Annotated in this window: 11 protein-coding genes, 1 other RNA gene and 1 pseudogene; 1 reads left to right on the top strand and 12 read right to left on the bottom strand. The window is 48.7% G+C overall.

The features are described 5' to 3' along the window. Positions 1–22 precede the first annotated feature (22 nt). The 10 genes and pseudogenes from mraZ to D791_RS06820 form a co-directional block, all read right to left on the bottom strand. The gene (gene mraZ, locus D791_RS06865) at positions 23–475 is read right to left on the bottom strand and encodes a division/cell wall cluster transcriptional repressor MraZ (protein WP_036509638.1); all 453 of its coding nucleotides are present in this window, start codon (positions 473–475) and stop codon (positions 23–25) included. A 352-nt stretch (positions 476–827) separates the two neighbouring features. After that, positions 828–2,164 (bottom strand): annotated as a pseudogene (amt, locus tag D791_RS06860) (ammonium transporter). Between the two features lie 43 nt (positions 2,165–2,207). After that, positions 2,208–3,533 carry an FMN-binding glutamate synthase family protein gene (locus D791_RS06855; RefSeq protein ID WP_036509521.1) on the bottom strand — a complete coding sequence of 442 codons (1,326 nt, stop codon included), beginning with the start codon at positions 3,531–3,533 and terminating at the stop codon, positions 2,208–2,210. A gap of 10 nt (positions 3,534–3,543) precedes the next feature. Continuing rightward, positions 3,544–4,227 (bottom strand): GltB/FmdC/FwdC-like GXGXG domain-containing protein, encoded by a 684-nt coding sequence (locus D791_RS06850; protein ID WP_036509519.1) that lies wholly within the window; start codon positions 4,225–4,227, stop codon positions 3,544–3,546. 11 nt (positions 4,228–4,238) lie between these two features. Beyond that, positions 4,239–5,144, bottom strand: a complete 906-nt coding sequence (locus D791_RS06845; protein ID WP_036509515.1) for a class II glutamine amidotransferase — start codon at positions 5,142–5,144, stop codon at positions 4,239–4,241. A gap of 22 nt (positions 5,145–5,166) precedes the next feature. Continuing rightward, positions 5,167–6,501 (bottom strand): type III glutamate--ammonia ligase, encoded by a 1,335-nt coding sequence (gene glnT, locus D791_RS06840; RefSeq protein WP_036509505.1) that lies wholly within the window; start codon positions 6,499–6,501, stop codon positions 5,167–5,169. Further along, positions 6,498–6,983: a hypothetical protein gene (locus tag D791_RS06835; protein ID WP_051514313.1), complete on the bottom strand. Its 486-nt coding sequence runs from the start codon at positions 6,981–6,983 to the stop codon at positions 6,498–6,500. The genes glnT and D791_RS06835 overlap by 4 nt, the downstream gene beginning before the upstream one ends. After that, entirely contained in the window at positions 6,980–9,892 is a 2,913-nt protein-coding gene (locus D791_RS06830; protein ID WP_036509502.1) for a 2Fe-2S iron-sulfur cluster-binding protein, read from the bottom strand. The genes D791_RS06835 and D791_RS06830 overlap by 4 nt, the downstream gene beginning before the upstream one ends. Beyond that, positions 9,876–10,142, bottom strand: coding sequence for a sarcosine oxidase subunit delta (locus D791_RS06825; protein WP_036509499.1), 267 nt, complete (start codon positions 10,140–10,142; stop codon positions 9,876–9,878). Before D791_RS06825 ends, D791_RS06830 begins: the two co-directional genes overlap by 17 nt. A gap of 10 nt (positions 10,143–10,152) precedes the next feature. Next, positions 10,153–11,394: an FAD-dependent oxidoreductase gene (locus D791_RS06820; protein ID WP_036509497.1), complete on the bottom strand. Its 1,242-nt coding sequence runs from the start codon at positions 11,392–11,394 to the stop codon at positions 10,153–10,155. 351 nt (positions 11,395–11,745) lie between these two features. On the opposite strand from D791_RS06820, the gene D791_RS06815 reads away from it, so the two are divergent. Further along, positions 11,746–12,339 carry a helix-turn-helix domain-containing protein gene (locus D791_RS06815; protein ID WP_036509493.1) on the top strand — a complete coding sequence of 198 codons (594 nt, stop codon included), beginning with the start codon at positions 11,746–11,748 and terminating at the stop codon, positions 12,337–12,339. A 21-nt stretch (positions 12,340–12,360) separates the two neighbouring features. Here the strand turns inward: D791_RS06815 and rnpB are convergent. Beyond that, an RNA gene (gene rnpB, locus D791_RS18865) (RNase P RNA component class A) lies at positions 12,361–12,715 on the bottom strand. A gap of 37 nt (positions 12,716–12,752) precedes the next feature. Beyond that, a complete protein-coding gene (locus tag D791_RS22180; RefSeq protein ID WP_475095601.1) occupies positions 12,753–13,070 on the bottom strand; it encodes an SAM-dependent methyltransferase in 318 nt (105 codons plus the stop codon). Positions 13,071–13,074: the final 4 nt, after the last annotated feature.

Raw genomic sequence — 13,074 nt, 5'->3', positions numbered from 1 at the left:
TTTTATCAAGCTATCGCGTTATTTAGAGTGACAAATCGAGCATTTCAGCAGGCAATTCTGCTGAATCCGTCTCATCAAGATATTCATCACGAGTTTCGTTCCAATGAGATTCACTCCATATCTCAAACTTTCGTCCTTGGCCTAGCAGTATGAGCTTCTTATCCAGCCCTGCGTATTCACGCAAGCTTGATGGCAGCAATAAACGACCATTGGCATCAAGCTCAAGATCTGTTGCATGACCAATCAATAAACGCTGGATGCGTCGAGCGGCTTTATTAAAGCTGGGTAAAGCCTCGATTTTTGCTTGTATGACTTCCCACTCCGGCAAGGGATACAGCAATAAGCAACGCGCTTCAGTGTCAATAGTGGCCACCATCTGTCCATTGCAATGCTCAGCGATCATATCGCGATAGCGAGCCGGAACCGCGAGGCGTCCCTTTGCATCCAGATTGATCGGATTGACTCCGCGGAACATGATGCCCACTGAACCTCCATTTACCCCACTTTGAACCACTTTGAACCACTTTTACCCACAATTGCACACTATAGATAGTAAGCCCAACCAATGCAAGGGCAGGCATGAGGGCAAATCAGCATTTATCGATTGCGCAAAAAGAGCAGATCTCTGACATGACTGCACGACAGGCAGAAAACTCTTTAAAGTCAACCCTATAAATCAGAAAAAACAGAATACTGTTAATAAAAACAGTGTCGTTAGGCGAGATCCAGAGCGAAGTTTTCACGCAAATTTAATTATTATTTTTTTGTAAACGTCAGGCATAAAAAAAGGCCTATACAGGCCTTTTGGATGGAGGGTTTACGATGTTTCAACCCGCAGCTGCAGGTGATGAAACGCGGGATGACCGTGTTGTTGATGAAGTCGAGTCTGAATCCTGATAAGGATCGGACGCTTGAGATGCTGGACCAAACTCAGGATAGGCCAACATCCCACATTCATGGATGTCCATGCCTTCAAGTTCTTCATCCTCGCTCACGCGCAGAGGCATAATCAGATTCAAGATAAACAACACGACAAAACTGGCGACAAACATCCAAGCAATGATGACCAAAGTGCCTATCAATTGCCCCATAAACGTTGCCTCTGAGTTACTGAGCATAACGGCAAAAATCCCCCAAATTCCGGCACTGCGTGAACCGATATCGCACCGACGGGGTCATCCAGTTTGAGCTTATCCAAAGCCAATACAGACACGACGACAACTATTCCACCGACAGCCCCAATCAACACAGACAATCCCGGCGATGGCAACAGGGGTTCAGCTGTAATGGAGACCAAACCCGCCAAAGCCCCATTAATCGTCATCGTAATATCTGTTTTGCCAAACAGGAATTTAGCAAAGAGTGCAGCAACCACCGCACCCGAAGCCGCAGCGGCATTCGTATTGACAAATATTTGTGCAACAGCATTGGCTTCTTCTAAATTCGCTATTTTCAATTCGGATCCGCCATTAAACCCAAACCACCCCATCCATAGAATAAACATACCCAACGTGGCCATGGGCAAATTTGCGCCTGGGATGGGTCTCACCTCGCCCTTGGGACCGTACTTCCCCTTGCGCGCACCCACCAAAATGACCGCTGCTAAAGCAGCCGCCGCTCCTGCTGCATGCACGACGATGGAGCCTGCAAAATCCTGGAAGCCCATTTCATCCAGGAAACCACCACCCCACTTCCAGTACCCAGATACCGGATAAATCACACTCACCATAAAAATGGCAAACACGAGAAATGGCCAAAGTCGCATTCTCTCGGCAACAGCACCAGAGACAATGGACATGGTGGCTGCAGCAAAGACGGCTTGGAAAATAAAATCCGCCATACTGGAGTAGTAAGGGGCATCTTCGTCACCGCTTAATACACTTTCCAATGTGTGATCTTCGCCCAGTAAAAAGTCTATACCTGGAATCAGGCTATTGACGGGCGCACTGGGGTACATAATGTTATAGCCAATAAACAGATAAACCGTGCAGGCAACGCCGTATAAAAGAACGTTTTTGTTCAAGATTTCAACGGTATTTTTTGAGCGCACCAAGCCAGCTTCCAGCATCGCAAAGCCTGCGGCCATCCACATCACGAGTGCCGTGCACATCAAAAAATAGAAGGTATCTAGAGCATAGCCCAACTCAATAATCATAGGATCCATCGTCGTATCTCCCGAATAGGCTCTCTGGCAGAGGACATATCATTTAAAAGGATTGACCGGGTATCCATTGAGTTCCAGCCAATGGCACCCGCGCCATGGCTGCAGCCTCAACGGTCAGCGCAACTAAATCCTCTGGTTCTAAATGGCGAAGATCATTTTTGCCACAAGCTCGAGCCAGTGTTTGCGCTTCTAAGGTCAGCACCCGCAAATAATTTGCAATTCGGCGCCCTCCCTCGATTGGATCCAGTCGCTGCATTAAGTCAGGGTCCTGCGTGGAAATACCCGCTGGGTCTTTTCCTTCGTGGTAGTCATCATAAAAACCGGCGGCGGACCCGATTTTTTCATACTCTGATTGCCATTTAGGGTGATTACATCCCAAGGCAATAAGAGCTGCAGTGCCGATTGCAACCGCATCAGCCCCCAACGCCATGCATTTGGCGACATCCGCACCGTTGCGAATCCCGCCCGATACGATTAACTGCACCTTTCGATGCATACCCATTTCTTGCAGAGCTTGGACGGCTTGAGGAATGGCGGCCAGAGTCGGAATGCCGACATGCTCAATAAACACATCCTGTGTTGCAGCTGTTCCTCCTTGCATACCGTCTACCACAATGACATCCGCTCCTGCCTTGACGGCCAGCTTGACATCGTAATAGGTTCGGGTCGCACCCACCTTGATGTAAATCGGTACCTGCCAATCGGTGATTTCTCTAAGTTCTTGGATCTTAATCGCCAAGTCATCAGGCCCAGTCCAATCTGGGTGTCGGCATGCAGAGCGCTGATCGACCCCCTTAGGTAAGGTCCGCATCATTGCGACGCGATCCGTAATTTTTTGCCCAAGGAGCATGCCTCCACCGCCAGGCTTCGCTCCTTGCCCTAGAACGACTTCAATGGCGTCAGCTTTGCGAAGATCATCCGGATTCATACCGTAGCGTGACGGCAAGTATTGATAGACGAGCTTACTGGATTGTCCCCGCTCTTCTGGGGTCATGCCACCATCCCCTGTCGTTGTTGACGTTCCAACAGCAGAGGCACCTCGTCCTAAGGCTTCTTTCGCATTTGCCGATAAGGCACCAAAACTCATGCCTGCAATCGTGACGGGGGTTTCGATCACAATCGGTTTTTTGGCAAAACGTGTACCTAAGGTGACAGAGGTATTGCACTTCTCACGGTAGCCCTCAAGTGGGTAGCGCGACATACTGGCACCTAAAAACAACAAGTCGTCGAAATGCGGTACTTTTCGTTTCGCACCAAAGCCACGAATATCATAAATGCCTGTGTCTGCGGCACGTTGAATTTCAGCAATCGTATTACGATCAAAGGTTGCGGACTCGCGCATACCGGGCTTAACATTGATATCAGTCATACTAAATTCCTCAGTAGGCAGATGCATTATCCACTTTAAAGTTGTAGAGATTACGAGCAGATCCATACCGCTTGAATGCTTCAGGCTCTTCATCGATTCCAGAGCGATTAAACAAGTCTTTTAAGGTTTGAAGGTGTTCGGCACGCATCTCTTTTTGAACACAGTCCGCACCAAGAGACTTCACATTCCCTTTCACGAAGATTTGCACCTCATAGAGCGAGTCTCCTAACGCATCGCCAGCATCACCACAAACAACCAAGTGACCCGCTTGCCCCATAAAACAACTCATGTGCCCAACATTGCCTTTAACAACAATATCCACGCCTTTCATCGAAATACCGCAACGCGCACCCGCATTGCCTTCAATGACCAACAAGCCGCCGTGTGCCGTAGCACCAGCCGCTTGCGATGCATCGCCTTTGACACGAATACTGCCCGACATCATATTTTCACCCACGCCTTGGCCAGCATTTCCGTGAATGACAAGATGGGCTTTTTTATTCATCCCGCCACAGAAGTAGCCAGTGTGTCCCATGATGTCGACAGAGAGGTTTTGATCCAAACCGCAGGCAATATTGTGTTTTCCGGCGGGGTTAAGCACTTTCCATTCACGTTCAGTGCACTCGGGTGCCTGATCATGTAAGGCTTGATTTAAATCTCTAACGCTTTGATGTGTGATATCAATAGTTCTCATCTCATCGCTCCTCAAACACTTGCTCTTTCCCAGGCATAGACAGTTGCAGGCTCAGGTTCCCATACTTTGGCATTTTCAATTCCAGGCAAGCTGGTTAAGGCTTGATACTCAGATGCCATCGCCACATAGTCGTCTGTTTCAGCCAAAACAGCTGGCTTACACGCGATGGGGTCCCGGATCACCGCAAAGCCATCTCGTGTCCCGATGGTGAAGGTAAAAAAGCCGTCAAGATCCGTCAGCGCACCTTCAAGGGCTTGTTTGAGCGTGTCTCCCTCACGTAAACGCCACGTTAAATAACCCGCCGCCACTTCAGAGTCGTTTTCCGTTTCAAAACTGATTCCTTCCCGCTTCAGGTTTTCACGTAAGCGGTTATGGTTTGAAAGTGAACCATTGTGTACAAGACACAAGTCCATGCCTGTTGAAAAAGGATGGCTTCCAGCCATGGTCACGGCCGACTCCGTCGCCATACGGGTATGGCCAATAATGTGGGTTCCTTGCATGCCCGATAAGGAAAAACGTTCTGAAATTTCAATCGGCAGCCCAACTTCCTTTAAAATTTCGATAGAACGACCAACGCTTAAAATCAATACATCCTTTGCATGCTCCGCGAACCAGCCTCTTGCTGACACCTCATCCGCTTCCAGCTTAAAAACGGCTACGTTGGCATTTTGGAACCAACTCAACTGAGCACTCAGCTCCGTTTTAGCCCGTTCAGCTAAGGTCTCCCAATCAAAATAGGGATCGGGATGTCTCAACGTCAGCTTAATCCAATGCTCAGGTACTTCATCTCCATAGATGGCAAACCCCGCGCTGTCTGGGCCTCTTTCTGTCATTGCAATTAACATAGGCTCAAATAAAGCGCCTAACTTCGGACCTAGAGCAGGATTTTTTAAATACAATCCGACAATTCCACACATACTAATCTCTCCTACATTCCAACTAGAAAAACTCTGCGTATTGTTTTAATTCCCAATCGGAAACATGGCGGCTGTACTCAATCCACTCCATGCGCTTGATATTGATAAACTCCTTCACAAACGCCTCTCCCAGCACTTCAGAAAACATGCTGTTGGCTTCAAGTGCATTAATCGCCTCATCAAGGTTTTGTGGCAAAATCTCAATGCCCTTCTCTTTGCATTGCTGACGATCAAGTTCATATAAGTTGATGTTGTGCGGCTCACCCGGATCGAGCTCTCGCTCAATGCCATCCATACCCGCCGCAATCAATGCAGCGTGCACCAAATAGGGATTACAACCTGAGTCGGGCAAACGAAACTCTAGACGTCCGTATGGAATTCGAACCATTGCCGAGCGATTGTTATCACCGTAACAAATATATGCAGGAGCCCAAGTCGAGCCTGATAACGAGCGCCCGACCACTAAGCGCTTATATGAGTTGACGGTAGGGGCCGCAAAGGCACAGAGGGCCGGAGCGTGGTGCAGTAAGCCAGCAATGAAGTGATAGGCCATTTTAGACAAGCCCATACCGCGCGGGTCCGAGTCATCATTGAACAAATTACGCCCATGTTCATCCGAAATAGACAGATGGAAATGCATGCCATTACCGGTCCGACTGGCATCCGGTTTTGGCATAAATGAGCAGACCATGCCCAGCTTATTGGCAATTTCGCCCGCTGCCATGCGAACGAAGGTAAAACGATCTGCCGAGGTTAGTGCATCGCTATAGGTGTAGTTAATTTCAAACTGCCCATTGGCGTCTTCATGATCGATTTGATACACATCAAAGTCGACAGCTTGCAGAGACTCCACCAATTGCTCTAAGAATTCTCGTGATCGCGATAAGCCTTTATAGTCATAACAGGGTTTATCCAATACATCACTTTCATCCACAGGCACCAACTTGCCGTCTTGTGTTTTGCGAAAGAGGGAGAACTCCGGCTCTAATCCTGTGTTTAATGTCCACTTTTTCTTTTCTAAACGCTTTAACTGCTGCTTTAACAACACGCGGCTGCAAAATGGATGAGGCGCTTTATTCACATAGCCATCACATGCCAAACGAGCATAGCCTGGCTGCCAAGGCACCGCACTTAAGGTCGACAAGTCACCACGTGCCATGAAATCAGGCCCATGCGGCTGCATTCCCATCCCCCACACAGCGAACCCTGCAAACCCTGCACCTTTTTCGACAACATCCATCAGGGTATGAACGGGAACAGACTTGGTTTTGGCGACACCATGAATGTCGACAAACTGCGCCAAGACATATTTGATCTGATGAGTATCGATGAATGATTGAACATCTGTGGGCATCATAATGCACCTCCTAAATTGACTGATCTCAGCTCTAATTCGTGTATCACGTCGTGAAAAATGTGTTCCAAATACTCGGCATATCCAGGGTCAAACCCAATTAAAATGCCCTGATCAGGATTCGGATCTTTCCAAAGCCAACAGTTAATTCCTGCAACTGCCAACATTTGCCATTCGTTTGGCTGCATCCGATGAAAATCAAATTGACACAGGCACAGCATCGCCTCTTCCCATGCTGATCCCTGAATCTGCAGGATTCGATCATGTCGACGAAAGCACCAAGTTGATTGAGGCTGAACGGCGCTTTCTTTAACAAAGGCCAAAAACTCATCGCGTCCTGTTTTGGCAATCAAATGTCCATCGCTGAACACCGCTGTCATAACCTCTGCGGGCGCTTCCATTCCTGTGAAAGCCACGCTTGAATCAGGTCCCGTCAAGATCCATGCCTGCCAATCTGTGATGGGGGTAAGTTGTACTGATTTCATAGCAACACCTCCTCTACAGCCGATGTTTGCCGAATCCCTTCAGGGTCATAAAAGGGCAATCTACAACGCTCCCCTCTGATTAAACGGCCATCATCAACGCGAATATGAATAGGATTGGAGGTATCGGCATAGGGTTGATCTAACATCACTAAACCTATGACACACTGCTGTGTCGGGCTGTAGGCCACGCTGGTTACGCGCCCCACCATCTCGTTGTTATCAATCACTAAATGGCATTCTTTAACGAGATCTTTAGGTGCACCTTGTGCCAACTTGAAACCCACCAACTGGCGTTGGCAGGATGACTTTAAGCGAGCCAAGGAGGGTTTTCCTGTGAACCAGGCTTTGCTGTTAAGCGGAACAGCCCAAGACATGCCCACTTCGTATGGATGTGTCAAACCGTCCGTGTCTTGCCCTATGATGATATGACCCTTTTCTAAGCGGAGTATGCGTTGCGCCTCCACGCCAAAGGGCTTAATACCCACCGTCTGACCCGCCGCCATAAGCCGTTGCCATACTTCCAATGCCGCGTCATGAGGCAGGTGTATTTCATACCCTAACTCTCCAACAAACCCCACTCGAATAAGCCGAACTGGATAGCCACACAAAAGCCCCTCTCGCATACCAAGGTATGGAAAATCAGACTCAGACAAGGAGATAGATGTCAGAGGCGCAAGTACTTTTCGACTCTCTGGCCCAGCTAAGTTAATCGCCGCCAAACTGCCTGTGCGATTCACCAATCGCACATTTAAGCGACAAAACTGCACGTACTTAGATAATACTTTGTAGGTTGCATCGGCATGACTCGTGGTGGCCGTCACATAAAACTGATCCGACGCCACCCGCCCAACGATGCCATCATCGATAATGACACCACTGTCATCCACCATCAGCGCATAGCGTGTCATGCCTTGTTTTAGCGTCGACATTTTCATGGTGTAGGCTAAATCCAATAAGCGCGCAGCATCTGGCCCCATCACTTCGATTTTGCCAAGCGTCGACACATCGATGATTCCCAAACGGGATCGAACGGCTTCCACCTCTTCTTGAATGCAGTCCAGTCGAGCCGAGGATGCACCGTAATACTCGGGGCGGAGCCAAACACCCGCCTCCATGAACTTCGCCTGATGCGCTTCATGCCAAGCATGAAGTGGACTGCGTCGTTCAGGGCGAAAGCGACGCCCTGCAAGTGCCGAGATAGGCACCGGATGGAAAAATGGGCGAGCCGTTGTCGAGCCTGTTGCGTTAATGCTAAGTCCTTGAGCGCGCGCCAGAACTCGAATGGCATTCATGTTGGAGTGCTTGCCTTGACTCGGCCCCATACCAACCGTCGAGAAACGCTTGAGCAATTCAATATTGTCAAACCCTTCCAGAATCGCGTTTTTTAAATCCTTAAGTTGCAAATCTTCATCAAAATCGATGAAATTTTTCCCTTTGGGATGCTCAATAATTGGCCATGGATGACTGTGTGCAGTGGTATCACGATACTGGGATAAATCACGCGGTTCATGCTGCCCCTTTAGGAATGCAACGGCCTCTTGCGCAACGGCCTTGGCATCGGATATACGCTGATCGACGGTAAACGCGCCATTTAAACGGCCACAAACAAAAATACCCTTGGGTAAAGATTCGGGCACAAATTGCTGGAGAGTCTCATCGTAGCTGAGTTTGCCCCCTGCTTGATAAATTAATTGAGCCGCCGGAACCCATCCCACACTCATCGCGATCAAGTCGCAATCAATGACGTCTTTTTTCGCTAGATCACAGGACTCACCTGATAAGGGGGCTACGATCACACGCTGCACGGACTGACGGCCAATCGCTTCGTAAATGCCGTGTTTTTCCAAAACCCGAATGCCCTTTGCAAGCACCCTCTCAGCCCACTCACCTCGTTGTGCGATGGACTCCATGTCGACAACAGCAACAACCGCTATCCCCGCTTCACACATATCCAGCGCCGCACGATACCCTTCGTCATTACTGGTCAGCACAAGTGCATTTTGCCCAGGCTTAACGGCGTAACGGCTGATCAAGCGTTGAATTCCCGAGGCCATCATTACGCCTGGCAGATCATTGTTACGAAAAACAGCGGGTTGCTCCATAACACCCGTCGCGTGAACAACAGCACGACTACGCAGCTTAATAATGCCGTGAGGTGTTAACAGGGGCAGATAATGATCTGTGTACCAACCGACAGCCAGCGTTGAGGTGTAGAGGCGAATATTTGGGTGCGTGGATACTGACGCTTTCAGAGACTCACGTAACGCTTTAACTCTGGGTTCGTGTGCCAGTTGATAATCGAGACTCCCCCCTATAAAAGGATTCTCATCCACCAGCACCACGTTGAGTTGAGCATCGGCTGCAGCCAAAGCCGATTGCATTCCCGATAACCCAGCGCCAATCACAAGAAGATCACAAAATGCATAGGACTTCGATTGCCGTTGGGCATCCCATTGAGTATTTACCTGCCCCAGCCCTGCCTTGCTCCGAATGATCTTTTCCCAAAAGGGGAAGAGTTTTTTTGGCTTATGGAAGGTTTTGTAATAAAAACCAACCGGAAGAAAACGGGCAGCGTATTCAATTTTGGCATCTTTATCCTTAATGACCGTGCCATTGACGTTGCACGCTGTTAACGTCATGCCAGGCTCTAACGCAACCACATCACCACGAACATTCGGCTTTTCATCTGTTTGGAAAAGTGCGTTGACATCATGATTGGCCAGTGTCAACGCTCCACGAGGACGATGGTATTTAAAACTGCGGCCTAGAATAGATTGACCATTTGCCAACAGACCCGAACTAATAGAGTCACCTTCAAACGCCTGAAACTCTCGGCCTTCAAACGTAAAACGAATTGCGTTATCCCGAGAGATCCACTCATAGGGTTGAGGTTCAAGCCGGTAATTCATATTGCACCTCAGATATATCGACATGGGCTTCTATTTCATCGGTTAGGGTATTGCGCACAACAACGTACCAACGCCCTGTTGGACGGTGGTACCAAGCTTCTTTCAAACTGCAAGGCGCACCTTTGCGGTTAAATACATACTCACTCCAGGTTTTTTCGTCAGCTGCAAGGGGTGGAATGCGAATTTCACCCATATAATCAAACTCACTGATAGGCCTTTTTCCGATCACCGGACACTCTAAAAGCTTCATGACTTGCTCCCTAATGACCAACCGAGGCCGCTCCCTTTTCGCCCACTAGATCGAAGTCGGCAAAACGAGATAAACGAAAAGGTTCTATTAATTCGTGATTGCGCTCGTGCGCTAAGGTCCACGCCATGGTTTTGCCACTGACAGGTGTGGCTTTGAATCCCCAAGTTCCCCACCCTGCATCCAGGTAAAAGCCTTTGACTGGAGTAACCCCCATAATCGGCGCGAAGTCGGGTGTGATATCACTCATTCCGGCCCACTGGCGCATCACATTTAATCGACTCACGAAGGGGAAGAGATCCAACATTTTGTCAGCCAGACCTTCTGTAAAATCGAAGCTGGAGCGTGTTGAATGTAAGACGGATGGGTCGACCGAAGCGCCCATGACCAATTCACCGCGCGATGACTGACTGACGTAGACGTGCAGACTGCCCGACACCACAATCGTATCCATGAATGGCTTTACAGGTTCAGTGACGCAGGCTTGTAAGGGGTAAATTTCAATTGGTGTGGAGAGACCGACCATTTCGGTGATTCGCGGCGTGGAGCCTGCGACCATTGAAATCACTTGGCGACAGCTGATAAAACCGCGATCCGTCTCAACTCCACAGACGCGCCCATTGTCTGTACGGATATTCAAAACACGGGTTTTTTGATGCAGCTCAACGCCTCGATTATAGGCACCACGCGCATAACCCCAAGCAACCGCATCGTGACGCGCAACGGCACCGGGCGCGTGATAAAGTGCCCCCATCACTGGACTGTGACCCGCACAGGTTAAATCCATATAGGGCACTTCTTCAGCCAGCGTTTTTAAGTCGACGACGTCACTGGCGACCCCTAAGTGTTTATTCACTTCAGCACGCCAGCGCATGGTTCTGAGCGCACTGTCGGTATGCGCTAGGGTAAAATGCCCACGTGTCGAGTAAAAGATGTTCAAATCGAAGTCGTCGGCCAAGTCCTCAAAGAGCTTGACACTTGTGTCATAAAACTTAACGCCCTCTGGAGTCAGGTAGTTTGAGCGAACAATCGTTGTATTACGCCCAGTATTGCCACCGCCAATATAGCCCTGCTCCAATACAGCAACATCGGTAATTCCGTGGTCCTTTGCCAAGTAATAGGCACAGGCCATCCCATGTCCACCACCGCCAATAATCACCACGTCATAATGCTTTTTTAGTGGCCGTGCTTCGGGGAAAAAACGGGGTTCATCGTGAGAGCGCTTGAACCCGTACTTCAACAATTGCCAAGGCATAAGGCTCTCCTTGCGCAATGCTTGATTGCCAACCCACCCAGAGTCAGCGGTGCATAGCTCTTTTTAAAAAGATGAGAATAATGCTGTTTCTTCATGGCAAACCTACTTTTACCTTTAAGAAATTTAATTTCTTCTGGATAAAGCAACATTCTTGCCAAACTGACGTGTACAAAAAGACTTAAAACAGATTTTTTACAAGCGCTTGAAAACCAAACAAATAATGAAATAAATATTCCTGATGGGAATTAATAGTTGCGCTATAATAGGAATCCTTGACGCAGAATTGACGCTGAGTCGTGATTCAAATTAGATCCAGATGATCAGGTTCAGCACCAATAAGAGGCATACGGCATGACACAACAAGATCCAAAACTACAACTTGAGCAATACATTGCAATGAAGGTGAAACGCACGCGCGTGGAACAGGGTCTGAAAATTATGGACGTTGCTCGAATTGCAGGACTTAGTCAGGGCATGGTCAGCAAAATAGAAAATGCACAGGTTTCAACAAGCCTAGACACGCTAAGTCGTCTATGTGATGCAATTGGCTTAACTATTTCGAAGTTATTTAGCGATTATGATCGCCCGGAAGGAGGTGCCCAACTGACAAAGTCAGGGCAAGGCATGGAGGTAGTGAGACGTGGAACGGAAAAAGGCCATACTTACCAACTGCTAAGCTACCATCGCGGTAAGAAGAAAACCTATGAGCCTTTTTTGATTTCAATGGATGATGCTGCAGAAGTCTTTCCGACCTTTTCACATCCAGGACAAGAGTTTATTTATATGCTCGAAGGGAAAATACTCTATCGCCACGGCAACCATTTGTATGAAATGGGGCCCGGTGACAGCCTGTCATTTGATGCAGAAGTACCGCATGGACCAGAGCAGCTGATCGAAGTGCCTATTCGTCTTTTATCCGTCATACACTATGATGATGAACATTAACGCCTATAGGACTGTAATAAAGTTGGGAGTTTGCCTATAAGCCGGGTTCTGTCGTGAACAGTCATTCGTCTCGAATGCATGTCACCATGCACCTCTAGCGACCTACCCGGATCCAGTACGGGCCGCACCTTAAGGATCCCTATTTGGTCTTGCTCTGAGTGGGGTTTTCCATCGCCGTGGAATGTTGCCACCCACGCGGTGCGCTCTTACCGCACCATTTCAACCTTACCGTGACTCCGAAGAGCCCTTAGGCGGTATACTTTCTGTTGCACTTTCCGTCGACTCGCGCCGCCCAGACGTTATCTGGCACTCTGCCCTGTAGAGCCCGGACTTTCCTCCACTTTGCAAGCAAAGCAGCGACTGTCCAGCAAACTCCCGCGGGCAGGATAGCAGGATCTTAATAAAGTGCAAGCCTAGGAATCCAATAAGTGCTGATAAAGGCGTTTTTTATTGGCACCTGTTATAGTTGATGTTAACGCCGCAGCCTTTTTGGGTGGCAACTCAGTTGCCAGTAGCGCCAACATGTCCAAGGTTTTTTTATCCAACTCTTCTTCATCGATCCGAGGGGGTGCACCACGCACAATCACCACAAACTCACCTTTTTGTTGGTTAGGATCGTCTTTCATCCAATCTAATAAAGAGGCAAGGGTATCGAGCTTAATCGTTTCAAAGGTTTTGGTCAGCTCTCGTGCGACAACAGCCTCACGCGCGCCCCCAAAGACCTCTATCATGTCT

The sequence above is a fragment of the Nitrincola nitratireducens genome, from assembly GCF_000585235.1.
Lineage (GTDB): Bacteria > Pseudomonadota > Gammaproteobacteria > Pseudomonadales > Balneatricaceae > Nitrincola > Nitrincola alkalisediminis.
Note: the sequence above shows the minus strand (reverse complement) of the source record. Positions and strands in the feature narration are given on the sequence as shown.